Source organism: Bacteroidota bacterium (genome assembly GCA_016722565.1).
In the GTDB taxonomy this organism is placed as follows: Bacteria; Bacteroidota; Bacteroidia; order 2-12-FULL-35-15; family 2-12-FULL-35-15; genus 2-12-FULL-35-15.
Genome location: JADKIU010000002.1, coordinates 748,948 through 774,528, shown reverse-complemented (window position 1 = coordinate 774,528; position 25,581 = coordinate 748,948). Strand labels below are relative to the sequence as shown.

The window sequence follows — 25,581 nt, the reverse complement described above, 5'->3', positions numbered from 1 at the left end:
AAAACAGAAAATTATGGAATCAACCTACAAAACATCTCAGTCGAACATTTCTTTAAAAAAAGAAGTATCAACAACAAATGTATCCACTTCCGATTTTTGGAAAAAAGCAGAATTTAACCGTTTTGGAATTACTCCAATGGTTTTATTGGTAATGTCCATTTTTGGTGGTATTGCTGCAGCATCTGGAATTTTAAATAGCTGGGTAGAATTGGCTGCCGTTGTATTTCCGTCAACAATTTGTTTAGCACTTATTTTGTCAGTATCACCGATGAAAGCAATCGTTTATTCAGCAGTGATTGCAATTATTGTGGATATTTTAGTAATCGCTTTTTAATAAATAAATATGATCATTAACGATAATAGTAAAATAGGGTCTATACAGGAAGCGTTTCATTCGATGTTCCCGTATTTGAAACTTGAGTTTTTTACTAAATCAATTAATTCTTCGGGCATTTCTACCAATAAAATGATTCAAAATGCAGGGAGAACATTGGGAGAGTGTAGAACGATTCAGAATTCCGGAGTGGTAACGATTACTCCGAGAATGACTGTGGCTGATTTGGAAAATAATTTCCGAACGGTGTATGGTCTATCTGTTCAACTATTCAGAAAATCTGGTAAAGGTTGGTTGGAAACAAGTTTTACTGAAAGTTGGTCGCTGGAAGAACAGAATAGCCAAGGTGAAAGCTTGAGTAAAATTGCTTCTTAATAATGAATAAAATTGCTTCGTTATTGCATAATAAAATATTTTTTTTGTGAAATTATTACCCAATCCGTTTTTAGGATTGGGTTTTTCATTTAAATATAAAAGTAAAGGTTGTTTATTTCGCTCACGGATATAAAAAGCCTAATTTTACTGGATATTGATTAAGGATGAAATCGAAAACAATAACACGTTTTTTTAATGAAGTAGGTGATATCGGACGTTTTATATTTCGGTTTTTTGCCGAAGCATTTAAACCCCGATATGAATTTGCCGAATTGTTGCGCCAATGTTTTTATATTGGTTATAAGTCGTTGCCCTTAGTCGCCATCACCGCATTTATTATGGGCTTGGTCATTACGATTCAATCGCGGCCGACTTTAGTTGAATTTGGTGCAGAAGGTTGGCTTCCGAAAATGGTATCTGTTTCCCTGGTTCGCGAAATTGCTCCTGTAATAACAGCATTGATTTGTGCCGGTAAAATTGGATCGGGAATAGGAGCGGAGTTGGGCTCCATGAAGGTAACAGAACAAATTGATGCAATGGAAGTGTCGGGCACAAACCCATTTAAATATTTGATTGCGACAAGAGTGATGGCAACTACGTTTATGATACCCATTCTTGGAATTTTGGCGGATGCGGTTTCTTTATATGGCGGATATTTAGGAACAAACATTCATGGTGTTGTAAGCTGGGATTTATATTGGAATCAAGTGTTTGATACACTTACTTACGGAGATATTATTCCATCCATTACGAAAACATTTTTCTTTGGATTTGCCATTGGAATAATCGGTTGCTATAAAGGCTATTATTCGGATAAAGGTACAGAAGGTGTCGGGCGTTCGGCAAACGCTGCTGTGGTTATCTCTTCCTTGCTCGTTTTTATAATCGACTTACTAGCAGTTCAAATAACCGATTTATTAAGTTTAACATAATGACGGAGACTAAAATAAACGATGCACCAATAACACCTTCTTCTGAGAAGGATGCTGTTATTGTTGTGGATCATCTTTTTAAGTCGTTTGGCGAAAATCATGTTCTCAAAGATTTTAATTTAACGTTGAAAAAGGGTGAGAATGTAGTTGTGCTTGGAAAATCCGGTTCAGGAAAATCCGTATTAATAAAATGTATTATAGGATTGATTCAGCCAAATTCCGGATCAATCGATGTATTGGGAAAAAGTATTCCGAAATTAAGTCAGTCCGAATTGGATGAAATTCGTGTTAAAATTGGTTTTTTGTTTCAGAGTAATGCGTTGTACGATTCTATGACAGTTAGAGAAAATCTTGAATTCCCTTTGAGACGCCACCTAAAAAATTTAACCAAACAACAGGTACAGGAGTTAGTCGTGGAAGCATTGACCAATGTTGGATTAGCGCATACAGTTGATATGCGACCATCAGAACTTTCCGGTGGGATGAGAAAACGGATTGCCTTGGCACGAACGCTAATCTTAAAACCGGAAATTATTTTATACGATGAACCAACCACCGGTTTGGATCCGATAACAGGGAGAGAAATTAGCAGTTTGATGCGTGAACTGGCAAAAAAATACAATACTTCCTCTATTGTTATCTCACACGATATGAATTGTGTGAAAGTAGTTGCGGATCGGATCGTTATGTTAATTGATGGTGTTTGTTATTCCGAAGGAACATATGAATCATTGAGTAAATCTTCAGATAAAAAAATAAAAAACTTTTTTGAATAATGGGAGCAGAGAATTTAAGAAACGTACGTTTGGGTGTATTTATAATTGCAGGTACTGCTTTATTGGTAACCGCTTTATACTTGATTGGCAATAAACAAAATCTGTTTGGTTCCACATTCAGAGTAAGCGCTCAGTTTCATGACGTAAACGGATTGATGAAAGGAAACAATGTACGCTTTGGTGGTATTGATGTGGGTACTGTTGAGTCAGTTGAAATCATAACGGATACCTCTGTAAATGTGGTGATGGTGATTGAAGACGATGTACAACAATTTATCAAAAAGAATGCATTGGCAAGTGTGGGAACAGATGGATTAATGGGAAATAAATTAGTGAACATCATCTCTGTGAAAGAAGAAGCGGGAGTAATAGAAGATGGTGATGTGTTAAAAACACTGAAACCCTTGGAGATGGATGAAATGATGCGAACACTAAATGTTACCAACGAAAACATCAAAGTAATTTCCGGTAACCTTCGTTCGATTACTGATAAAATCAATAATAAAAATAGTTTATGGAGTGTATTGATGGATACAGTGGTTGCTGAAAATGTAAAATCTGCAATTGTAAATATTAAGCTGATGAGCAATCAAGGTGTTGCCATCACCGGAAATCTATCTGGCATCACAGCAGATATAAAAAATGGTAAAGGGGCAATTGGTGCTCTCATCACGGATACAACGCTTTCTTCCCGTGTAAATCAAACCATTGTGAAATTGCAAATGTCTAGTGATACTGCAGCCATTATCTCCGGAGATATTTCCGAATTGGTAAAAAATCTAAAGCAAGGAAAAGGTTCGATGGGTGTTTTGTTGAATGACACAACACTCGTCCACAATCTAAATCAAAGTGTGAAAAGCATTGAAAGTGCTGCGGGAAATTTTGACCAGAACATGGAAGCGTTGAAATATTCATGGCCATTCAAAAAATATTATAGAAAACAAAAGAAAACAACTGCAACAAAATAATAATTATAGAAGCAATGGAAACGAAAAAAAAACAGCAGCATATTCGAAAAAATAGCGCATTTTGCATCTGTATTCAGTGGCTCCACCTATGCATTTTTAGGTGCTTTGTCTATAATTTTAATCTGGATTATTACTGGGCCGTATTTTAATTTTTCCGATACATGGCAATTGGTTATCAATACAGGCACCACCATCGTTACATTTTTGATGGTATTTCTGATTCAACGGACGCAGAATAAAGATTCCAAAGCGATCCACCTGAAGTTGAATGAATTGGTTGCAGCATTGGATGGACCAAGTAACCGTTTGATTGATGCGGAAGGTTTATCAGAAGATGAACTGGAAATTTTGAGTTCCTATTATCGCACGCTGGCGGATATGGCAAAAAAAGAAAAAAACTTTCTGTTTCTCATTCCATTGAAGAAGCACTGGATTTGCACAAAGCCAAATATTCAAAACAAACTAAATAATTTATCGTTAGTCTGCAGCCCATTTGATGAAAATGCTTTAATCCCGCAAATTTCTTATTTTAGCTACTTCTTAAAATAAGTGTTTATGGAACAAATGCCTACGCCTGCAAAATTATTCCCTTACCCGAACAGTTGGTATGTGATTGAAAATTCAACCAATTTACTTCCGAAGCAATTAATCAATAAAAAAATTGCCGGGAAAGATTTAGTTTTGTTTCGGACAGAAACCGGTGAGGCCTGTTTGGTAGATGCATATTGTCCGCACCTAGGTGGACATTTTGCCCATGGTGGTCATGTGGAAGGAGAAACCATTGTTTGCCCGTTTCACTATTTTTGTTTTGATACAAAAGGAACATGCACAAAAACAGGTTATGGAACCAAGCCTCCTCCCAAAGCGATTTTAAAAACATATCCCATTCAGGAAAAAAATGGTTTTATTATTTATTGGCATCACGAGCAAGCTGCAGTTCCTGCTTGGGAAGTTCCAGTGGTAAGTGATGAAGATTGGACAGAGATAAAAACTACCGATTTTATATTAAAATCTCATCCCCAAGAAACGACAGAAAATAGTGTAGATGTTGGTCATTTTTCAGTTGTACACAAATACAGCAACATTACAACCATCAAAGAATTAAAAGATGATGGTGCTTACCTCAATGCAAGCTACGGATTTAACCGCGCACCTGAAGGGTTTATCGGGAAAGGGACGCAAGGTATTAAAGCAGAAATAAACATTCATGTACATGGCTTGGGTTATTCATTTGTAGAAGTGGATTTACCTGAAATGGAATTAAAAACTCGTCAATATGTTTTTCCAATGCCGATTGATGAACATACCATTAATTTGAAAATAGGAATGAGTGTCAATAAAAAATTCAAACCTTCAAAAATTCATCCTGTTTTGGCTTTATTGCCGAAGAAAATGTTGACAAAAATTTTGTTAAATAAAGCATTTTCAGGCTATGCGAACGATGTTGGGCAAGATTTTAAAATATGGGAGAACAAAGTATATATGGATTATCCAGCGTTGGCAAAAGGCGATGGACCAATCGGGAAGTACCGACAATGGGCGAAGCAGTTTTACTAGATAAAATGTACTATAAACAGTAAAACAATTTACGAATAACACATAACGATTTCCGATTTTGTTGCAACTAATTTCAATATTATTTTATTTCATCCCAGTATCTGATCCTTCGCTTCAGACAGGAATCGACTATTTTAATGCTCGTTCGGAACAAGCATCCGGTTTACAAGCATATACATACAATATTGATAAAGCACTTTCGATTTTTGAACAAGCTTTACAAAAGGGTGCGGATAAGGAAAAGGCAGGTTATTATTACTTAGCATCATTGAATTTTAAAGGGCAGTTCGTTTATGTAAAAGAAACGGATAAAAAAGCAGTTTATAAACTCGCTGTGAATAAAGGGAAGGAACTAGTAAAACTTTTTCCGAAGAATGCCGGCATTCGTTTCGAATTAATAACTTCTATTGGCTTATTAGCGGAAAGTGAAGGCGCCATCAAAAGTGCGGAAAATGGGGTGCTGAACCAAATGTTGTTTCATACCAATATGCTCATTCAAACCGATTCGATGTACCGATGTTGTGCCGGATGGAAAGTAATGTCTATATTACACTACAAAACACCTTATATACCTTTGGTACTTTCTTGGCCCAATAAAGACAAAGCCAAGAAATTACTTCAGAATGCTTTGAAATATTACCCTGCAGATATTTCAAATAATTTTTATTATGCAGAAGCATTACTGGAAAATGGGGAGAAGGCTGATGCTAAAATATACTTTCAATTGGTAACAAAACTTCCTTCTCGAAAGGAGTTTTATTTGGAAGACGAAAATCAAAAAGAGAAAGCAAAGAACTATTTAACCAATTGGGATTAACACCTTTATTTATGCCGAAATTATTCGTTGTTCTCTTTGTCGCTATATTAGCAACGGATGACCTGCAAACAGGGATACATTATTTTAATGCACGCTCGGAGAATGCGAAAGGTTTGCAGGCCAATTCAATTAATGTTGATAAAGCGATTGTTATTTTTGAATCGCTTGTGAAACAAAACAAACACCTTCAAGTTGCCGGTGGATATTGTTTGCAATGCTATAATTTTAAAGGACGGTTTGTGTATATCAGTGATTCTGAAAAAAAATCGGCCTATGCAAAAACAATTGTGCTCGGAAACGAATTGGTGAAGAAATTTCCGAAAGATGGAAAAATTCGATTTGAACTTACTTCTGCAATTGCCCTTTCTGCCGAAATAAATGGCGTTGTTAAAAGTTTAGATGATGGGGTGATGGCAAAACTGTTGTACCATACTAAAATGTTGATTGAAACCGATTCGATGTACAACAATGGTGGCGGTTGGAAATTTGATGCCGGCTTGAATTACAAAACGCCCTACATTCCATTAGTCCTTACTTGGCCCGATAAAGACAAAGCGGTGCTGATAATGAAAAAAACATTAAAGTATTTTCCTGCGGATGTCGGTGCTAATTTTTATTATGCGGAAGCCTTGTATGAGAATGATCAGAAGAAGCTTGCAAAAATTTATTTTGAATTGGCCATTAAACTTCCGTGTCGAAAAGATTTTATGATTGAAGATGAATTCTTCAAAGTGAAATCAAAAAAATATTTGGAAAAACTTTAGAAATTATAATACGCACGCAATCCAACAGAATGCTGCCATTTTAATTTAGGATTATCTCCGATTCGAATTCCTTCGTACGATGGGCTATACATTAATTGAATGGTGAATTTTTCACTCATGGTGATATTTATTCCCATGCCAGCATAAGCACCAAATCCCATTCCTCTTGGCAAACGCATGTATCCTGCTTGAACACCTTGATAGTCGTAAAATTCTAATAAATCGATGTATAAATTATTGATTAGAATTTCATTTTTATCAAATTGTGAATACGTCATGTTGATGCCGCCTTCTGCAAAAAAATTAGCGCGTTCATTGTCGCCAAAAATACGATTGTATCCAATCTGAATCATCAATCGTTGTTCTCCGCCTTTGATCCCGAATGTTTGAATACTGTTGTTGATTTGTGAAGAACCGGATGGCGGACGTGTTGTAATTGTAAAATTTCCAGAGAGGGTTAGTTTTGCTGCATTCAGATTAAGCGAGATGGCATTTTTTTTATCCACCGAATAACGACATTGAAGTCCCAATAAAAAAGACGGAGTGTAACGCATATTGGTAGGCATATCATCTTTGGTGAACGACCAGTCGGCAGTTGAGTTAACACCCAAAGCTTGTGCTATCTGATCAATTTGTCCATATCCACCGCCATATTGCATCACTATTTTTTGGTACATCAAGCTGTTTTCAAAAACGTTGATTCGTTTTCCTTCCAAGTCGAAGCCATATCCATCGTAAGCTCCTGCTGTATATTTATTGGCGAAATACGAACCGATGTAAAGTCCCACTTTGAATGAACGCTGCTTTTGAGACGAATCCGGTTGCTCACCCTCTGTCATTTCTTGCGCACTTAAAGTGGCCGTTGCCAGAAATACACTTGCCAAAAAGAAACTTATTCGCTTATTCATGCTATAAAGTTAGTGTTTTTTATTCTTTAACGGCTTTAGTAAACCTTCCAAGCCATTTAGTTTGATTTCATAGATGGTTTGCAACAGCATTCCCAATTTACCTTCCGGGAAACCTTTGCGTTGAAACCACTCCAAATAGGAAACGGGCAAATCACATAAAATAGTATGCTTGTATCTACCAAAAGGCATTTTCATGCTTACCAGTTGCAATAGTAATTGTGAATCCGGTTGTTGGTCTATTTCGTGCATGCAGCCTTTTTGTAATCTGCTTTTACAAACGGATTGTCAAATACCTGGAATGTCATATTCGGTGCTCCGAATAATTTACAATACCTGTCGTGATTTTTCTTTTCTGCTTTTTGTAATGCCAGCACAAATGTTCTGGATTTATACAACTCAGGCATTTTAGCACAGATAGAAGCATAAGCAAACAATACATTTTCGTTTACACTTTCTTCTGCTATAAATGGTGCCAATAAGCTAGCCGCAAATTTATAATCTTTGAAACGTGCAAAAACATACGCCAGTTTCAAATTGTTTTGCCATGACGATTCTTTGATGTTGTAAAATTGTTTGATTTTCTCAATACATGCTTGTGTTACCAATTCACTGTTTTCAGCAGAATCCATCGCTTCAATGATTTTGAATTGCCATTCGATGTTTAATGCATCCACATATTTTTTTGGCACATCGGTTTTATACATGGCATCAATACGTTTTTGCATTTCATTTTGCGCTTTGGTATCTCCAATGGTGCTATCCAGCATCACAGCACAATAAATGGTATTAAAGGTGATGTAATTGTTGCTCGGATCCAAAGTCGATAATTTTTTCATGTCCACATAGTCTTCGTCCGTTGCAACATTGTTGTTATACATATAACGCAATACCACTTGATTGTTCAATAAACCTGAATTTTTAGCTTCCACCGGAATATTCATTTTAGAAGGTGCTTCAGCCGAATATTTCTGAAGACGCATTTGTTTACCGATGTAATATTGAATTTTTAAACATTGTTTCAAATCATTCTTTTTCATGGATTGGTTGAACTTACTTACCGAAAATTTCTCTTCTTTATTTCCCGTAATATCATAAGTAACATCCATAATGATTTGAGCAAAACGTTCCTTGCTTAAAATAGGCTCTAATTCTGCAGATAAACCTTTCCCGTTAATTTCAGCAATCGCTTTTTCTTTGGTCATTTTAGCCAGATAGTCGTATTTCCCATCTTCGGCTTCCATTTGGAAAAGGTTCCACGAATCGGTTGTTTTTACATTGGTGACTACACCAGCTTTTTGCATTTTCGACAATGCTTTGACAATACTTTCAGCACGTTTTTTCTGAAGCTTTTCGTTTGATTTGGCATCTCCTTCAATGGAAGAGTAGGCGGTGATATATAAACCTTCAATTAAAAAGTCGGGTTCCTGTAATGCTGATAAAAATGGTTCCATATCGGTTTCTTTGTAATCCGATTTATTTTTTTCAAACGGAACAGTAAACGTAAGCAAAGTTGATTCTGATTTTGGTTCAAACGGTGGCTTAAAATAAGCGGCACTGTCCGGCATTAACAGCATGGTTAATGGCGAATTGGATTCTTGATCACCCGCTTCAATTTTGGAAGGCATAATCACTTTGCACAGTTTTCCATCTTGCACAATGAGCAAGTTGAGTTCGTATGGACCGGTAATTTTCTTTGGCAATTCACCCAATTGCACATCCAGCTTTGTTGCTTTGATTACTCTGTTTCCTTTTTTTACAGCCTTCACGCGGTTTTTGCTGTATAGTTTGCTCATCGTAACCGTTTTCAAAAGCACTCCTTTTGAAATTAAGTTGTTGTCAACAATGTTGTAGTCCGGGTTTTCATATTGTGAACGTTGCACAATATCCACAGCTAAGCCGTCTTTTGATTTACGGATGAATTTCGAAAGTGCTTTCAGGTTTGCATATTTGATATAGATTTTTCCGTTCTCTACATACAATCCAGAAGCGAGTCCTTCCCAGTCTTTAAATTTTTTGCATGCGTTGCAACTTCTATCTTCCGGCTCTTTTAGCTTTTTAGTTTTGGAAGAGTAGGGAACTGCCAGTTCTTTTTTCTTATCCGCACCGGTATTAAAAGAGTTGAAACTTCCAAAAACGATGGAGATGTAAGCTTTTTTACCGGATTCGTCAATTGTAACAGATGGACTGGCATAAATAAAGTCGGCATTTTTGATAATTGCTTGATTTTGTTTTCCAACACGCCATTTATAAAAGGCTGCATCCGCAAGTTCCTGAGCGGTCATGGACGTTTTTCCTTTAACAATACTTGTTCCCAACACAAGTTCTTGCGCTTTATTGGTTCCTCCAACAGCAGTTACACGTTTTGCTGTAGTTTTATACTTTCCTTTACTGTTTTCCAATTGTGCCTTTCCATTTTTTGCCATATCGGCACTTTGAATAGCGGCTGCTTGTCCTAATACCGGATGATATTCAATGGTATCCAGTTTGTTTTCAATGCGAACTTTGTTTAAGGCTTTTACCAGCGCGATTTCAGCAGCTTTTGTATCAAAACTAGATGCTGAGGAAGGTTTTGTGCCTTTTTTTTGTCCGAAACCATTGAAAGTAGCGAAAACAATGAATAAAATAAGCGTAGATTTTTTAAGCATATTCGGTTATTTAGGGGATGATATTTTGTTAATATTGAGTTTAAATATTCCAGCGCAATAAAAACTTTTTTATTAGGTTTGTACTGCTTCAATATGGAAGCAATCGCCTTTCACAAATATATTTTTTTGACAGGTAAAGCATCGATTTATTAATCAACATTTTATGAACAAAATATTAGTAGCCAACAGAGGAGAGATTGCATTGCGTGTGATGCGTTCTTGCAAAGAAATGGGTATTCAAACAGTTGCAATCTTTTCGGAAGCGGATAGAAATGCGCCTTTTGTGAAATATGCGGATGAAGCCGTATGCGTTGGTCCACCTCCTTCCAATCAATCCTATTTGTTAGGGGATAAAATTATCGAAATCTGCAAACAACTGAACGTGGATGGTATTCATCCGGGATATGGTTTTCTTTCAGAAAACGCTGAGTTTGCGGCAAAAGTAAAAAAAGCCGGGATTACCTTTATCGGTCCGTCACCCGAAGCAATGAACATCATGGGGGATAAACTCTCTGCGAAAGCAGCAGCAAAAAAATATAAAATACCGATGGTACCGGGTTCTGAAGGAGCAATTACTAGCGTAAAAGAAGGAAAAGAAGTGGCAGTAGCAACCGGTTTCCCGTTATTAATTAAAGCAAGTGCCGGTGGTGGTGGAAAAGGAATGCGCATTGTTGAAAATGTGGAAGAATTTGAAGAACAAATGAAGTTGGCCGTGAGTGAAGCAACTTCCGCTTTTGGCGATGGTTCTGTATTCATTGAACGTTATGTTGCCGGCCCACGTCACATCGAAATTCAAATCTTAGGGGATACACACGGAAATATCGTTTATTTATTTGAACGCGAATGTTCTATTCAAAGACGTCATCAAAAAGTGATTGAAGAAGCTCCTTCTTCGGTATTGACACCTGAAATTCGCAAAGCCATGGGCGAATGTGCGGTGAATGTTGGAAAAGCTTGTGATTATGTAGGTGCCGGAACAGTAGAGTTTTTATTGGATGAAAATAAAAATTTCTATTTCCTAGAGATGAATACCCGTTTACAAGTAGAACATCCGGTTACTGAAATGATTACCGGACTGGATTTGGTGAAAGAACAAATTAAAGTAGCTCGTGGTGAGAAATTATCTTTCAAGCAAGAAGATTTAAAAATAACCGGTCATAGCGTTGAAGTGCGCGTTTACGCTGAAGATCCAACCAACAACTTTTTGCCGGATATCGGAAAATTGGTTACGTATAAACGTCCGCAAGGATTGGGTGTGCGTGTGGATGATGGTTTTGAAGAAGGAATGGATATTCCAATTTATTATGACCCGATGATTGCAAAATTGGTCACCTTTGGAAAAGATCGTGAAGAAGCCATTAATCGAATGATTCGTGCCATTGATGATTATCAAATAACCGGTGTTGAAACCACTTTGAGTTTTTGTAAATTTGTTCTAAAGCACAAGGCATTTACGTCCGGTAATTTTGATACACATTTTATCAAGCACCATTATTCTCCGGAAATGCTTTCGGAAACAAAGGAAGATGAAGCAATTGTTGCAGCCTTATTCGGAGCGAAATTGATGAGTACAGTGAAATCTGTAGCTCAACAAACCACTGGAGAAAAGAGCGTTTCGAAGTGGAAAACGAATCGATAGTTTTGTTCTATAGAGCTATTAAGGTTTAGCCGATTTGTTGATAATAGGGAGCAGAATAGTTAACAATTATTTACAAATTACAAGCAACTTTTCACTCACGAACTCGTTATAAGAACAAATACAGGCCAGATGGCAACAAAAGTTTCTATACTTTTTCTATTGTTTTTTATCCCGTTTATCGGGATGACACAAACAACGCTTCCAACAAAATCAACAAGTCCGGAAATTAAAGGGGTTTTAGTAGAAACCGTTTATTATGATGGGGACACCATTCCTTATGGGAAATTGCCTGTTGTTACTTGCAGTGCCGACCGTGTGTTTAAAAACTATAAACAAAGAGCTGCCTGGGATCGCTTGAAATACAATGTCAAGAAAGTGTATCCGTATGCTATTTTAGCCTCCGCTAAATTGAAAGATTACGATAGAGTGATGGCGACCATTCCTACCGAAAGCGGTAGAAAGGCGTTTATGAAACAAGCGGAAAAAGACTTGAAAAATGAATTTCAAGACGAACTCAAAAACTTAACCGTCACTCAAGGGAGAATTTTGATTAAGCTGATTGACAGAGAAACCGGTAAAACAACCTACGATATTGTGAAATGCATGCGTGGCTCCTTTTCTGCTGCCATGTGGCAAGGTGTAGCACTTGTTTTTAACTCCAGTTTAAAATCCGACTATGATGCTGATGGAGACGAAAAAAATATTGAAATGGCCATTAAACTGATTGAGGATGGGCAGTTTTAAGATGGAACGCATCCCGATAGCTATCGGGAGACACGGAAAAATCGGATTTTCACGGATTTTATTTTTTGAGAACGACCTCTTATGAAAATCAGAGGTTTTTTTATGCGAACTAAAATTAGGCATGACGAGTATAAATAAGTAATTGAAAAAAAATATTTACATATCGCTTGTCTCTTTCTTTATTTTTCTGACAATGAAATCCATTAGTCAGAATCATACAACCATTCCCAACATCTTTTCTCCCAACAGCGACAACCAAAACGATTACATTGACCTCTCGAATTTAAATTTGGTAGAGGAAATTGTAGACATCTATAATCGTTGGGGAACCAAGGTGTTTCAATCCAGTTTCAATATAACAAAATGGGATGGAAAAGATTTGAAAGGGAACGATTGTGCCGAAGGAGTTTATTATTACGTATTTCACTATTCCGAGTTTATCAATAAAACGATTGATAAAAAAGGGTTTATACAGTTAGTAAGGTAGATTTTAAATTTAGGTTTGTTACGTCATTGCGAGGAACGAAGCAATCTCTCTCGAAATAAACTTTGAATCGAATAACTATATGACAAGATTGCTTCGTTCCTCGCAATGACGCTTCGCAATCAAAATCCCTTAAGCCATTTCTTTTTTCTTAAATCCATCAGCCACAATCAAATCTTTGGTGCCGTGTCCCCAAGAATAAAAACCTTGTCCGGATTTCACTCCTAAATGTCCTGCTGTTACCATGTTTACTAATAGCGGACAAGGAGCATATTTCGGATTACCATATCCATCTTGCAATACTTTAAGGATAGACAAACAAACATCCAATCCGATAAAATCAGCTAATTGCAAAGGCCCCATTGGATGAGCCATTCCTAATTTCATAACGGTGTCAATTTCTTCAACGCCAGCTGTTCCTTCATGAAGTGTAATAATCGCTTCATTAATCATTGGCATTAATATTTTATTGGCTACAAAGCCGGGATAATCGTTTACCTCGGTAGGTATTTTGTTTAATTTTTTAGATGTTTCCATGATGAGTGAAGTCACAGCATCGGAAGTAGAGTAGCCACGAATCACCTCCACCAATTTCATCACCGGAACGGGGTTCATAAAATGCATCCCAATTACTTTATCAGCACGTTTTGTTACAGCTCCAATCTTGGTGATGGAGATAGAAGAGGTATTACTTGCTAAAATCGTATTCGATGGACAAATTTTATCCAACTCACGGAAAATATTTAATTTGATTTCTACATTCTCGGTAGCAGCTTCTACAACCAAATCAGCACTTTTTACACCATCCGCCATAACGGTGAAGGTGGTAATGTTCTTTAAGGTGTTGGCTTTGTCTGTTTCCGTGATAGTTCCTTTCGCAACAATTCGGTCTAAGTTTTTAGCGATGGTAGCCATTGCTTTGTCCAATGCCGGTTGTGAAATATCAATCAACGCTACATTGTAGCCAAATTGTGCAAATGTATGAGCAATCCCGTTGCCCATTGTTCCTGATCCGATTACTGCGATGTTCTTCATAGCTTCTAATTTTAATTATTACTTCAACGATTTTCGAATTTTAAAAACGAAAAATACGAAATGCGAATTCATCGCGAATTTAGTAATTATTCACCTTTAGTAATTCGTATTTTTCGTAAAGATTCGTATTTCGGTGGAGTTGATTACTTCCCGCGTCCTTGAATTACGATTAGCGCTGTATAGATTAGAATTTTTAAATCCACGGCCAGCGACATGTTTTCGATGTAGATGATGTCGTATTTTAAGCGTTGCACCATTTCATCCACGTTTTCGGCATAACCGTACTTCACTTGTCCCCATGAAGTAATTCCCGGACGCACTTTATGCAGATGCTTATAATGAGGTGCTTTTTGAACAATTTGGTCGATAAAGAATTGGCGTTCCGGGCGAGGCCCGACAATACTCATTTCGCCAATTAAAACATTGTAGAACTGAGGGATTTCGTCTAAACGTACTTTTCGAAGAAAACGGCCAAGTGGAGTTATCCGTGGATCTAGTTTACTAGATAATGCCGGACCTGCTTTTTCGGCATCCGTATACATGGAACGGAACTTGTGAATAAGGAAGGGTTTGCCATGCCATCCGATGCGCTCATGACTATAAAAAATAGGACCCTTAGATGAGAGTTTCACTGCAATGGCAACAATAATGTATACCCAGCTGAAAAGTGTTAATACAATCAATGAAATGGTGATGTCCATAATCCGTTTTAAGGATTGCTCCCAGGTTGGCATAATCTCACGGGAAATTTCAATCAAGGGAGCTCCGAAAATGGAGGTCATTTTTACAGAACCGGAAAGGATATCATACATGTCCGGAATCACTTTTATGATGAGTCCCTGATAATCCAATTCATTCATAATTTTACCGATGTTATCATGTTCGAAAGATTCAATGGCGATAATCACTTCTTCAATCTTGTGGTCGGTTATAATTCTTTTTAAATCAGATAGTTCGCCTAGGTGAGGTAAAGTCTTTTTTAGCTCTTGCGAGAAGCCGTTTTTGTTATCAATATGCACAAATCCAATAAATTTATAGCCGGAGGATTTGGACTGGCTTTGCATTTCATTGAAAAGCTTCAGTGCATTTTCGTTGCTACCAACCAACAAGGTATTAAAGCCAATAATACGGTGATGGATTCGATAGTTGGTGATGCTGGACAGAATAACTCTAAAAAAGGCGGTAAAGCCAAAATGAAGTAGGAAGAGTGTGATAATGCTTTGATAATAGTTTTTATAAGAAACGATAGCATCATCCAATAGTAGGGCAAAAAAGATGATTAAAACCCCGATAATGGATAATAGAAAGGTTTGTCCGATTTCTTTTAAGCGCGACTTGCGATAAATCTCTTTGTAGGTGCCTGTAAGGTAGTACATTAGTACCCAAAAAGCTGGAATGAAAAGGAGTCCCCAATAATATTGTTCATCGTAAATGAGCGGAACCGGTTTGCCGAATTTGGCTGTTTCAATGTAAATTTTCCGGAATGTAAAGAACAGCGCCCATGCGAGCATGGCTGCTGAGATATCGGCAATAAGGTATTTAAGTACTTGTAGCTTTTTATTCATAAAACGTCCTCTTTACAATCGTTCTGCTAATAAATCAGTTTTATGTTATCAAGCACTACTGCAGCGCTATCGAGTCCGACATTGTTCACCATTCCCCACACAATTTTATAATTATCTGCGGTATAGGTACCGCTGACAACAGGGGTTAAATGAACATAAATTTTATTCCAATCCGTTGTAGGATTAATATGAAGAACCGGGTAGATGGCTTGGCCAGCACTTCCGATGGCAATAACACTTACGGTGAATTGGAAATTAGATTTGTAATTGAACTCTAAAAATACAGGAGAGCTTCCGTGTGGCAATACATAAGGGCTGTTGGTAACACATTCGAAAAAGGTTCGGGTGTTGTCAATATAGCCGATTCCGGATTTTGCCCCTTCAAAAACATTAGCATCTGAAATATCGTACATATTCGTATCCGAATTGGAGGATGCAGAAATAGTGACCCCTGCTTCAAATTCTTCTATAAATGCAAAATCAGTGGATGCATTATAAGTTGTAGTAGGGCTTAAATTGATTGTTGTACCAACTTTAAAATCAACATCTTGTTCGAATCTATTATAAAATGGATATTGTGCTCTGCTGGCAGAAATACCATTTACTTTTATACCCGGAATCACCTTTACTTTGTGAACCCCTTCGGAGATTACCGGGAAGGTCGCAGGAAGTTCAAAACAGCCGATGGGTTGATCATCCACATACACCCAAGCATCGGTTATTTTATGCGAATTACTGCCTTGGGTAAACTCATCGGTAGTTAGGGTAAATCTCTCGATATGAATATATGCGGGTACCGGCTCTGATGGATTGTATAGCTCGCAGGAGCTGATTAGCAAAAGCGCAGAAATGCAAATAGGAAAAGAAACTTTGTAAGGTAATTTCATACGTTAATTATTTTGTACTCCCTGTCCGTCAACAAAATTAGCTGTTAACTTCATTTTTTCGATGATTTTATAAGCAACATCTAAGGCTTTATAACCATCATCAATACTCACCAGCGGAGTAGTGTTGCTGATTATTGAATCAGCAAACGCTTCCAATTCCATTTTTATTGCGTTGGTTGGCAAAATAGTTGGATTTTCGAAGTGAATTTGTTTGGATCCTTTGCCTTTGCCCAAATCGATGGTTACTGCCAAGGGATCAACTTCACCTTCTACATCATTTAATCGAATAATATCTACTTTTTTGTCTAGAAAATCGACTGAAATATAGGCATCTTTTTGAAAGAAGCGGGATTTGCGCATATTTTTCAATGAAATGCGGCTAGAGGTAAGGTTCGCAACACATCCATTGTCAAATTCGATGCGTGCATTGGCGATATCCGGACTTTCACTCACTACCGCTACACCGCTTGCGCTGATACGTTTGATATTGGATTTTACAACACTTAAAATAATATCAATGTCGTGAATCATCAAATCGAGTACTACCGAAACATCCGTTCCTCGCGGATTAAATTGTGCCAACCGATGTGTTTCAATAAACATTGGGTTGGAGCAAAAATCACGTGCTGCAATAAAGGCTGGGTTGAAACGCTCCACATGTCCTACTTGAACATGAACATTCGCTTCTTTGGCTAATCCTTTTAAACTCTTAGCCTCTTCAATGGTGTTGGTTACCGGCTTTTCTATAAAAATATGTTTTGAGTTTTTGATGGCTTTAGAAGCACAATCGTAATGGGTAATGGTAGGAGTAACAATATCGAGTGCATCCACCTGTTCCACCAAGCTTTCAATGGAAGGAAATGCTTTGACTCCAAATTCTTTTTCGACCTCTTTTGCTGCTTCAGGATTGGCATCATAAAAGCCAATCAGTTCAAATCTGTTTATTTCTTTTAATAATCGGATATGTATTTTGCCGAGGTGACCCGCTCCTAAAACGCCTATTTTTATCATTTATGCCTTGATTTACGGCAAAAATACTTTTTTCCACAATTGCATCTTGAAAAATTACTCTTAATTATAAGTAGACTATTGTTAATTTCGTGCCCTAGATATAATTATGACAAACGATACATATAGGCATAAGGGACTAAGAAGACAGTTGGCGAGTCTTCTAAAAGAAAAAGGAATTGAAGATGCGGAGGTGTTAAAGGCAATTGAAGCTGTTCCGCGACATTTATTCTTAAACAGTTCTTTTATTGAACGTGTTTATGAAGACATTGCATTTCCGATAGGCTCCGGGCAAACCATATCTCGCCCGCATACTGTAGCGTTTCAAACCGAGTTGTTGGATTTAAAGAAAGGGGAGAAGGTGTTGGAAATTGGAACAGGCTCCGGCTATCAAACCAGCGTTTTGATGGAAATGGGAGTAAAAGTGTATACGATAGAGCGTCAGAAAGCACTTTTTGATACCACCAAAACATTTTTGCCGACTATTGGTTATAATCCCAAGTTCTTTTATGGAGATGGGTATAAAGGATTGCCAATATTTGCCCCATTTGATAAGATTATCATTACGGCCGGGGCGCCAATTATTCCGGATGCCCTGTTGGATCAATTAAAGGTAGGAGGGATTATGGTTATTCCTTTGGGGGATAAGGTGCAGATTATGACTTTTATTAAAAAAACGGGTCCGAAAACCTTTGAAAAGGTTGAATATGGCGAGTTTAAGTTCGTTCCATTACTGGAAGATAAAGAATGGGGGGATTAGGTTTATTAACAATTTGGTGTTTAAAACAAAGATATTGTTAATAAGTTGTTGAATTAAAAATAATGTTTACCTTTGTATCACTGAATTTTAAAATTGAAATCAACTAATTTAATTTAACTAAACAACAAAAACTATGAAAAAATCAGTACTAGTGGTTGCTTTAGCACTTGGCGTAACAGGTGCTTTTGCGCAAGACTTAACATCAAAAAAAGGTGAACCAATGTTGCCTGAGGCAGAAGATTGGGCTATCTCTTTAGATGCAGCTCCTATCTTTACATTTGTAGGAAATGCATTCAACGGAAACACAGCGAATGCTGCTCCAGGAGTAAATTGGTTAAATGGTAACCAAACTATCATCGGAAAAAAATTCATCGATGATAAAAATGCATACAGAGTATTAGTACGTTTAGGTTTCACTAACCAAACTTACAAAAACATGGTTAACGATGATGCAAATACAACTGCACCAGTTTTCCCTGCTACTGCTCCAATGGTAGAAGATAAGTTTAAAATGAGAAACACAAACATCGGAATTGGTGTTGGTAAAGAAATGAGAAGAGGAAAAACTCGTTTGCAAGGGTACTATGGTGCTGATGCGATGATTTGGATTTCTAGCTCATCTAACAAATATGAGTACGGAAATACAATGACAGGAAATCCAACAGCTGCTGGACAAACTGCAACTCCAACTTCTTCACAATGGAATACTACAACTGGTGCTTTAAGTGGCCCTGCTATTGCTGATGGTTCTCGTGAACTTTCAACTAAATCTGGAATGACTTTCGGTTTAGGTGTTCGTGGTTTCATCGGAGCTGAGTATTTTATTTTCCCAAAAATTGCAATCGGTGCTGAATACGGTTGGGGAATTGGTTACCAAATGACAGGAAAAGGAAAATCAGTAGTTGAAACTACTGGTGGAACTGGAACTCCTACAACAGGTGAAGTAGAAACAGAAACTTCTGGATCTTCTAAATTTGGTTTTGATACTGACTTAAACCAAGGTAACATTTTTGGTTTCAAAGGTTCAAACACTGGTAACGCTTCATTAAAAGTTACTTTCCACTTCTAGTAAGTTGAAAATAAATTAAACAAAAACCCCTCTGAGTTTTCTCAGAGGGGTTTTTGTTTTTATAAACTTATGGATGTAATTGTAAAAATAAATCATTCACTTCATCTTCTGTCAACTCACGCCATTCACCCACTTTTAATTTTCCTAATTTTATATTCATTATCCGCACTCTCTGCAACTTTATTACTTGGTAGTCGAATACATTACACATTCTTCTGATTTGTCGATTTAAGCCTTGTTTTAATACAATTCTAAAAACTCTTTTTGTGTTTGGTTCAGCTTTAATTTTGCAAGGCTTTGTTTTTTCTTCTCCAATAGTTACTCCTGAAGCCATGTCTTTTAAAAACTGATTTCGCAATGGCATGTTTAACGTTACCACATATTCTTTTTCATGTTCAAAATCCGGATGGATTATTTTATTGATAATCGCTCCGTTGTTTGTCAACAATATTAACCCTTCCGAGTCTTTGTCCAATCGACCAACAGGAAGAATATTTTCTTTGTGCTTGATGGCATCAATGATATTGCCTTCTATTTTTTCAGTGGTACAAACAATTCCTGCAGGTTTATTGTAAGCGATGTATATAAAGTGATGTTCCATAATTTAAAGCAAAGGTATTTTTTATTTAGCATTTCTGTTGTTCGTTTTTATCATTATCAAAAAAGATGTACTGTACAATGTTGGTTTTGAATTAATCATTGAATGAATTTTTTTTTCCAATACCCATTTGTTATTTTCGTTTTATTCGTTATTCGTACCAATTATTTTTTACATTTGCATCACTTTTGGTTCCCTCGAGCATTCGGGGGATTAAAAGGGAACCTTGTTAAAATCAAGGACTGTTCCCGCAACTGTAAGCTCTTTCCGAAAGGAAAACGTGTTCTACAAACCACTGTTCGATGAAGCGAATGGGAAGGTGCACAAAGAGTGAGTCAGGAGACCTGCCAAAAAGTAAATAACATTTGTAGCTTTCGGAGAAAAGGCGAAGAATAGACGAATAATTTCACATTTTTCTATCCTTACAATTTTACCGTTTGTTATCGATAATCATCCGCCTGAAGCGGATAAATCGTTAATAATGAATTTAATTAAGATCAATTGTCTGTTGTTACTCCTTGCACAATCCTTTGCCGGATATGCGCAAGAAACCCCTGTTGATACTTCCAAGCAATTGAATGTGGTGGAGGTGTCGGCTTCCCGCATCACTATTTTCGCAGATGCAAACAAAACAGAAACCTTTGATAGCACTTTTTTAAGTCGCTACTCCACAAGTAATTTAGCCGACCTCCTTACAAACGAAAGTCAACTCTTTATTAAATCGTATGGATTAGGAAGCTTAGCTACCACGTCTTTTAGAGGTTCAGGGGCGAGTCATACAGCTGTGCTCTGGAATGGATTTAATTTGCAAAGCCCGATGAATGGTATTATTGATCTCTCGCTCATTCCTACAAACTTTATCAGCGACATCAAAATTCAATATGGCGGAGCAGGAGCATTGTGGGGAAGCGGAGCCGTTGGCGGAAGTATACACGTAAACAGTAGCTCCGAATTCAATAGAGGCCTTTCTGTTTCTACCAATACTTCTTTTGGTAGCTTTTCAGATAAACAGCAACAAGCGAATATTGAAGTCAGTAAAAAGCGACTCATTGCTTCGATTAAGATTTTCAACCATGATGCAAAAAATGATTTTCCATTTATCAATATTGCTCAATATGGCAAACCTGAACAAAAACAAAGTAATGCGGAGTTGAAAGAATACGGCTTTTTACAAGAAAATTATTTTAAAATAAACGAAAAACAAAAAATCACTACTCACTTTTGGTATCAAAACAACGATCGAAATATACCTCCATCGATGACACAAAATATCAATGTGTCGAATCAGAGAGATGAGTTTTATCGAGTTACAGCCGACTGGCAAAGAACAACCGATGAATTGACAGTTCTCGCACGGGCAGCTTATTTTGATGAATATTTGTTTTTTACCGACTCATCGATCGATGTTGATTCGAAAAGCCGATCGAAAAATTTTATTACAGAAGCAGAAGCACGATTTAGCATTACAAAATTTGATTTATTAAATATTGGTCTTACGAATGCATACAGTGAAGCATTTACTGAAGAGTACATTGCCAATCCACACCAAAATCGTTCAGCGGTATTTGCCAGCTACAAACTCCACACAAAAAATAATTCTTGGAATGTGGTGCTGAGTGCTCGTCAGGAGTTTGTTGAAAACAAAAACATTCCATTTGCTCCATCCATTGGATTTAAAGGCCGGTTCTTAAAATATTTTTATATCAAAGCAAATGCTGGAAAACACTATCGAATACCAACATTTAATGATTTGTATTGGGCACAAGGAGGTAATCCGAACCTGCAAGCTGAAAATGGATGGAGTGAAGAAGCAACGTTGGAACATATCTATGCAGCAAAAATTATTTCATGGGAATTAAGCGCTACAGCCTTCAATCGTAATATTGAGAATTGGATTATTTGGTTGCCAAATATGTATGGTATCTGGTCGCCCGAAAACATAATGCAGGTTTGGTCGAGAGGATTAGAGTACAAAGTAAAACTCAATATCAAAAAGAATAAATTCAATTTTCAAATGGGTGGACTTTATAATTATGTCCTTTCAACCAACGAAAAGGCTGCTTCGACTGTTGATGAAAGCCTAGGAAAACAACTTATTTATGTTCCTATACAAAATGCGCAAGGCAATGTAACAATTGGTTATAAAGGCACTTCGCTTACCTATACACAACTCTATACCGGTTATCGTTATATCTTATCTGATAATTCTAAATATTTACAGCCTTATACAATTGCTAATGTTTCTATTTCTCAAACATTTTTATTGACAAACTCTAAAATAAAAATATATGCTCAATTAAATAATGTTTGGCAAGAAACCTATCAAATATTAGCATACAGGGCAATGCCTTTATTTAATTTTCAAGTAGGATTATCCTTGCAATTTAATCAACCTAACAAAGAATAAGAATGAACGCAACAACTTATCAATACCAAACCTTAAAAATGAAAATGATGAACAAAACGAAACTGTTTTTTTATGTCGGTGTATTCACAACAGCAATTGCATTTACCGGTTGTAAAAAAGACGATCCGGAGCCGGAACCAACGAATTCAACAACCGCTGAAACAACTTATAATAATGGTGTTTTTATAACCAATGAAGGTCCGTTTGGAAGTGGAACAGGAACAATTAGTTTTTATAACAGAAGTAGTGGAGCCGTTTCAAACGATATTTTTGAAGCAAAAAATAGTTATCCTTTAGGAAACATTGTTCAATCGATGGAAATTTATAATGGGAAAGCCTACATTGTTGTAAATAATGCCGGCAAAATTGAAGTGGCAGATGGAACAACATTCGCAGCCAATGGTGTCGTTTCCGGTTTTACTTATCCGCGTTATTTTTTAGGAATTAATTCGAACAACGGATATGTTTCTGAATGGGGATCCGGTGGAGTAGCCGGAGCGGTTAAAATTGTAGACCTATCTACAAAAACAATCACTGGAACCATCCCAACCGGAAAAGGTGCAGAGGGAATGTTGCTGGCGGGAAGCAAAGTATATGTTGCATGTGGAGGCGGTTTTGATAACGACAGTGTAGTAACGGTTATTAATTCAAATACAAATACTGCCACTTCTAATATTAACGTTGGTGCAAATCCGAAAAGTATTAAAATGGATGCATCCGGAAAAGTATGGGTGTTATGCAGTGGAAAGTGGGATCCTACCTATACTTTTTTAATGAGTCCGGGCAAGCTGGTTAGAATTGATACTGCTACCAATGCTGTTGATTTATCTTTGCCATTTGCATCCACCACCTCACAACCTTCTAACCTGGTAATCAATAATGCGAAAACTGTATTGTATTATTCGTATAACGGTAGTGTTTTTCCTCATCCCTCTTCCGCTTCAACACTAGTAGCAACCGCTATCATCAATAGAAGTTTTTATGGTTTTGGAATCGATCCAACAACGGATTATTTTTATGGCTCGGATGCAGTAGATTTTTTAAGCAATGGAAAAGTAATTCGATACAATGCATCAGCTACGTTATTGGATAGTTTTGCTGTTGGAGTAATCCCTGGTAATTTCTTTTTCAAATGATAGACTTAGAAGAACGCATCAGAAAATCGGAGACACATATTTTTAAAGCTGTTTTTCCGAACACGACCAATCATTACGATACCTTGTTTGGTGGTACCGCCATGCACATGATGGATGAGGTTGCATTTATAACAGCCACTCGATTCAGTCGAATGAAAATGGTAACGGTTTCAAGTGATAAAATCGATTTCAAAAAACCGATTCCAGGGGGAACAATTGTTGAATTGATTGGAAAAGTGAGTTACTTAGGCAATACCAGCTTAAAAGTAAAAGTGGAAATATTTGTGGAGCAAATGTATTCGGATGTTCGCGAAAAGGCCATTACCGGTGATTTTACTTTTGTCGCCATTGATGAACATAAAAAACCATTAAAAATTGTCTAAAAAAGAAAAAGCCATCTTTTGCTGGAGCGGAGGGAAAGACTCTGCTCTGGCTTTGTACAAAGTTCGATTAGAACAGAAGTATGAAGTGGTTGTATTGCTGACCACCCTCAATGAAACCTTTAAACGCATTTCGATGCATGGAGTGCGTGAAGCGCTGTTGGAAGAGCAAGCAGCATCAATCGGTTTACCATTGGTTAAGATGTATGTGAATGAAGGTACAAATTCGGAGTATGAAAAAGAAATGGAAACGGTTCTACTAAAATACAAAGCAATGGGGGTTACCACTGTTATTTTTGGAGATATTTTTTTAGAAGATTTAAGAAGTTATCGTGAAAATAACTTATCCAAAGTGGGATTGAAAGCTTTGTTTCCTTTGTGGAAAAAAAATACATCTGAGTTAATCAAAGAATTCCTTTTCCTAAATTTTAAAACGATCACATGTTGTGTCAATGATTCACTTTTGAAAGAACAGCATGTGGGAGTTGAAATAGATACCGGATTTATAAATGCACTTCCGTCAGACGTTGATCCTTGCGGTGAGAATGGGGAATACCATACCTTTTGTTACGATGGCCCTTTATTTAAACAACCAGTAATTGTTTTCATTTGGTGAAAAAGTATACCGCCCTTTGGAAATAAAAAAATCGGACGAAGAAATTTCTAATTCTTTAACAAAAGGATTTTGGTTTTGTGATTTAGTGGAAACTAACTGAAGCTGGCTTTTACTTTCTTTTGGAATAAGAATGGAACCGGGTTAAAGAAACGCAGTGTTACTTCCAAGCCACCACGACCGGTAGTTGCTTTTTGTAATCCAGAAAGATTAACATCGTAGGAAATCCCGATGGCATACCGTGCTAATTCATATTGCAAATAAGGAATAACTGCATCTCTGTATCGATAAGCACAACCAACAGATATCGCCATTCCTTTTTTTATTCCGGTATACTTTGATTCTTCTTTCATTCGATATTTTAAAAGCATACCCATTGTTACTTCGTTTTGTGGTCCTTGAAACATTGAGATAACAGAGGCTCCAACACTATAGGAAGAGTTTTTAATACCAAGTAAGGTTTGTGCATGCAACGTATATTTCATGAAGCTTTTCGAAGAGGCATCCGCAATATACACTTGCGATGGGCGCGAAAGGTGATCAAATGCTACACCTAACTTAAACGATTTATTGTCGTTCGATTCCATGTATTTATTCTCTTCACCAAAGCTATAGCAGATACCGGCAGAATAATCGGAATATGTTGCACTGCTGGTTCTATATATTTCTCCGGATAGCATTGTAGCGTCATACGCACCGGTAGAGCCATACTGACTGTTGTAGCGAAGTCCACCCGGATTAATGCTCCGTTGTTTTACAGATGCTAAAAGTCCTGCTGATATTCGATTATTCGGGTCTAACATTAAATGATACGCTAATGAAAATGTGCCGCAAAGTTTTTGCATGTTTCCATCACCTGCTTTATCTGAAAATAAACTTACTCCTAAGGCAAATCCTTTTTGTGTTTTCTTTTGTATAATGCTGTACGGTTTTTAATTTTTATCCAACTAGTTGGATCGAATCGCATTTCAAATGATAACTCATCTGTTCGATATCCGTTCAACGTTTTCCATTGGTCTTTATGATGCAACACAACGTGCAAGTTTTTATCCACCGCAGTTAATGCAGGATTGATGGTTAATGGAGAATGGTCATATTGTGAGAAATGACTATCCTGAGCCGTTAATGAACTGCCAAAGATTAGTGCTATGAAAGAAAATCCGATATATTTTTTCATTCT

26 protein-coding genes, 2 pseudogenes and 1 riboswitch are annotated in these 25,581 nt (G+C 37.0%); of the genes and pseudogenes, 18 read left to right on the top strand and 10 right to left on the bottom strand.

Features of this window, described 5'->3' with window-relative positions; all coding sequences use genetic code 11:
* Positions 1 to 13: 13 nt before the first annotated feature.
* From IPP64_08880 to IPP64_08840, 9 genes and pseudogenes are all read left to right on the top strand, one after another.
* Entirely contained in the window at positions 14 to 334 is a 321-nt protein-coding gene (locus tag IPP64_08880) for a hypothetical protein (protein MBL0329512.1), read from the top strand.
* A 9-nt stretch (positions 335 to 343) separates the two neighbouring features.
* Positions 344 to 709: a hypothetical protein gene (locus IPP64_08875; protein MBL0329511.1), complete on the top strand. Its 366-nt coding sequence runs from the start codon at positions 344 to 346 to the stop codon at positions 707 to 709.
* Between the two features lie 164 nt (positions 710 to 873).
* Positions 874 to 1,641 carry an ABC transporter permease gene (locus IPP64_08870; GenBank protein MBL0329510.1) on the top strand — a complete coding sequence of 256 codons (768 nt, stop codon included), beginning with the start codon at positions 874 to 876 and terminating at the stop codon, positions 1,639 to 1,641.
* Positions 1,641 to 2,417: an ATP-binding cassette domain-containing protein gene (locus IPP64_08865; GenBank protein MBL0329509.1), complete on the top strand. Its 777-nt coding sequence runs from the start codon at positions 1,641 to 1,643 to the stop codon at positions 2,415 to 2,417. The genes IPP64_08870 and IPP64_08865 overlap by 1 nt, the downstream gene beginning before the upstream one ends.
* Positions 2,417 to 3,385 (top strand): MCE family protein, encoded by a 969-nt coding sequence (locus IPP64_08860; protein MBL0329508.1) that lies wholly within the window; start codon positions 2,417 to 2,419, stop codon positions 3,383 to 3,385. The genes IPP64_08865 and IPP64_08860 overlap by 1 nt, the downstream gene beginning before the upstream one ends.
* A gap of 39 nt (positions 3,386 to 3,424) precedes the next feature.
* Positions 3,425 to 3,855, top strand: a pseudogene (locus IPP64_08855) (low affinity iron permease family protein).
* An 85-nt stretch (positions 3,856 to 3,940) separates the two neighbouring features.
* Complete coding sequence (locus IPP64_08850) at positions 3,941 to 4,942, top strand: Rieske 2Fe-2S domain-containing protein (protein MBL0329507.1); 1,002 nt, start codon at positions 3,941 to 3,943, stop codon at positions 4,940 to 4,942.
* A 61-nt stretch (positions 4,943 to 5,003) separates the two neighbouring features.
* On the top strand, positions 5,004 to 5,759 hold the full coding sequence (locus tag IPP64_08845; protein ID MBL0329506.1) for a hypothetical protein: 756 nt from the start codon (positions 5,004 to 5,006) through the stop codon (positions 5,757 to 5,759).
* Between the two features lie 11 nt (positions 5,760 to 5,770).
* The gene (locus IPP64_08840; protein ID MBL0329505.1) at positions 5,771 to 6,523 is read left to right on the top strand and encodes a hypothetical protein; all 753 of its coding nucleotides are present in this window, start codon (positions 5,771 to 5,773) and stop codon (positions 6,521 to 6,523) included.
* Here IPP64_08840 and IPP64_08835 read toward each other — a convergent pair.
* The 3 genes from IPP64_08835 to IPP64_08825 are packed head-to-tail and all read right to left on the bottom strand — an operon-like array spanning position 6,520 to position 10,076.
* Entirely contained in the window at positions 6,520 to 7,431 is a 912-nt protein-coding gene (locus tag IPP64_08835; GenBank protein MBL0329504.1) for a hypothetical protein, read from the bottom strand. The two genes, IPP64_08840 and IPP64_08835, sit on opposite strands and share 4 nt — an antisense overlap.
* Positions 7,432 to 7,440: 9 nt before the next feature.
* Positions 7,441 to 7,680, bottom strand: a complete 240-nt coding sequence (locus tag IPP64_08830; GenBank protein ID MBL0329503.1) for a DUF3820 family protein — start codon at positions 7,678 to 7,680, stop codon at positions 7,441 to 7,443.
* Positions 7,668 to 10,076 carry a hypothetical protein gene (locus tag IPP64_08825; GenBank protein ID MBL0329502.1) on the bottom strand — a complete coding sequence of 803 codons (2,409 nt, stop codon included), beginning with the start codon at positions 10,074 to 10,076 and terminating at the stop codon, positions 7,668 to 7,670. The genes IPP64_08830 and IPP64_08825 overlap by 13 nt, the downstream gene beginning before the upstream one ends.
* A gap of 163 nt (positions 10,077 to 10,239) precedes the next feature.
* Between IPP64_08825 and accC the strand changes: the two genes are divergently transcribed.
* The 3 genes from accC to IPP64_08810 all read left to right on the top strand — a co-directional run bounded on the left by accC (position 10,240) and on the right by IPP64_08810 (position 12,946).
* Entirely contained in the window at positions 10,240 to 11,715 is a 1,476-nt protein-coding gene (gene accC, locus IPP64_08820) for an acetyl-CoA carboxylase biotin carboxylase subunit (GenBank protein MBL0329501.1), read from the top strand.
* 129 nt (positions 11,716 to 11,844) lie between these two features.
* Entirely contained in the window at positions 11,845 to 12,459 is a 615-nt protein-coding gene (locus tag IPP64_08815; protein MBL0329500.1) for a DUF4294 domain-containing protein, read from the top strand.
* A 193-nt stretch (positions 12,460 to 12,652) separates the two neighbouring features.
* Positions 12,653 to 12,946 carry a gliding motility-associated C-terminal domain-containing protein gene (locus IPP64_08810; protein ID MBL0329499.1) on the top strand — a complete coding sequence of 98 codons (294 nt, stop codon included), beginning with the start codon at positions 12,653 to 12,655 and terminating at the stop codon, positions 12,944 to 12,946.
* Between the two features lie 129 nt (positions 12,947 to 13,075).
* Here IPP64_08810 and IPP64_08805 read toward each other — a convergent pair whose 3' ends face one another.
* The 4 genes from IPP64_08805 to IPP64_08790 all read right to left on the bottom strand — a co-directional run bounded on the left by IPP64_08805 (position 13,076) and on the right by IPP64_08790 (position 17,441).
* Positions 13,076 to 13,978 carry a 3-hydroxybutyryl-CoA dehydrogenase gene (locus IPP64_08805; GenBank protein ID MBL0329498.1) on the bottom strand — a complete coding sequence of 301 codons (903 nt, stop codon included), beginning with the start codon at positions 13,976 to 13,978 and terminating at the stop codon, positions 13,076 to 13,078.
* Positions 13,979 to 14,121: 143 nt separating this feature from the next.
* Positions 14,122 to 15,543 carry a sugar transferase gene (locus tag IPP64_08800; protein MBL0329497.1) on the bottom strand — a complete coding sequence of 474 codons (1,422 nt, stop codon included), beginning with the start codon at positions 15,541 to 15,543 and terminating at the stop codon, positions 14,122 to 14,124.
* A gap of 26 nt (positions 15,544 to 15,569) precedes the next feature.
* Complete coding sequence (locus tag IPP64_08795; protein ID MBL0329496.1) at positions 15,570 to 16,430, bottom strand: hypothetical protein; 861 nt, start codon at positions 16,428 to 16,430, stop codon at positions 15,570 to 15,572.
* Positions 16,431 to 16,433: 3 nt separating this feature from the next.
* Positions 16,434 to 17,441 carry a Gfo/Idh/MocA family oxidoreductase gene (locus tag IPP64_08790; protein ID MBL0329495.1) on the bottom strand — a complete coding sequence of 336 codons (1,008 nt, stop codon included), beginning with the start codon at positions 17,439 to 17,441 and terminating at the stop codon, positions 16,434 to 16,436.
* 106 nt (positions 17,442 to 17,547) lie between these two features.
* Between IPP64_08790 and IPP64_08785 the strand changes: the two genes are divergently transcribed.
* Together IPP64_08785 and IPP64_08780 are read left to right on the top strand one after the other, a co-directional pair.
* Positions 17,548 to 18,198: a protein-L-isoaspartate(D-aspartate) O-methyltransferase gene (locus tag IPP64_08785; GenBank protein ID MBL0329494.1), complete on the top strand. Its 651-nt coding sequence runs from the start codon at positions 17,548 to 17,550 to the stop codon at positions 18,196 to 18,198.
* A gap of 133 nt (positions 18,199 to 18,331) precedes the next feature.
* Entirely contained in the window at positions 18,332 to 19,267 is a 936-nt protein-coding gene (locus tag IPP64_08780; protein MBL0329493.1) for a hypothetical protein, read from the top strand.
* 67 nt (positions 19,268 to 19,334) lie between these two features.
* On the opposite strand, the gene IPP64_08775 is transcribed toward IPP64_08780, so the two are convergent.
* Positions 19,335 to 19,868, bottom strand: a complete 534-nt coding sequence (locus IPP64_08775; GenBank protein MBL0329492.1) for a pseudouridine synthase — start codon at positions 19,866 to 19,868, stop codon at positions 19,335 to 19,337.
* Between the two features lie 169 nt (positions 19,869 to 20,037).
* Positions 20,038 to 20,232, top strand: a riboswitch (cobalamin riboswitch).
* Between the two features lie 114 nt (positions 20,233 to 20,346).
* Here IPP64_08775 and IPP64_08770 point away from each other — a divergent pair.
* The 4 genes and pseudogenes from IPP64_08770 (at position 20,347) to IPP64_08755 (ending at position 24,504) form a co-directional block, all read left to right on the top strand.
* Positions 20,347 to 22,272, top strand: coding sequence for a TonB-dependent receptor plug domain-containing protein (locus IPP64_08770; protein MBL0329491.1), 1,926 nt, complete (start codon positions 20,347 to 20,349; stop codon positions 22,270 to 22,272).
* 2 nt (positions 22,273 to 22,274) lie between these two features.
* Positions 22,275 to 23,408 carry a hypothetical protein gene (locus IPP64_08765; protein ID MBL0329490.1) on the top strand — a complete coding sequence of 378 codons (1,134 nt, stop codon included), beginning with the start codon at positions 22,275 to 22,277 and terminating at the stop codon, positions 23,406 to 23,408.
* Positions 23,408 to 23,791, top strand: coding sequence for an acyl-CoA thioesterase (locus tag IPP64_08760; GenBank protein MBL0329489.1), 384 nt, complete (start codon positions 23,408 to 23,410; stop codon positions 23,789 to 23,791). The genes IPP64_08765 and IPP64_08760 overlap by 1 nt, the downstream gene beginning before the upstream one ends.
* Positions 23,784 to 24,504: pseudogene (locus IPP64_08755) on the top strand (diphthine--ammonia ligase). Before IPP64_08760 ends, IPP64_08755 begins: the two are co-directional and overlap by 8 nt.
* Here IPP64_08755 and IPP64_08750 read toward each other — a convergent pair.
* Both IPP64_08750 and IPP64_08745 read right to left on the bottom strand, forming a co-directional pair.
* The gene (locus IPP64_08750; GenBank protein MBL0329488.1) at positions 24,497 to 25,321 is read right to left on the bottom strand and encodes a type IX secretion system membrane protein PorP/SprF; all 825 of its coding nucleotides are present in this window, start codon (positions 25,319 to 25,321) and stop codon (positions 24,497 to 24,499) included. The pseudogene IPP64_08755 and the gene IPP64_08750 overlap by 8 nt on opposite strands.
* Positions 25,285 to 25,578 (bottom strand): type IX secretion system membrane protein PorP/SprF, encoded by a 294-nt coding sequence (locus IPP64_08745; GenBank protein MBL0329487.1) that lies wholly within the window; start codon positions 25,576 to 25,578, stop codon positions 25,285 to 25,287. Before IPP64_08745 ends, IPP64_08750 begins: the two co-directional genes overlap by 37 nt.
* Positions 25,579 to 25,581: the final 3 nt, after the last annotated feature.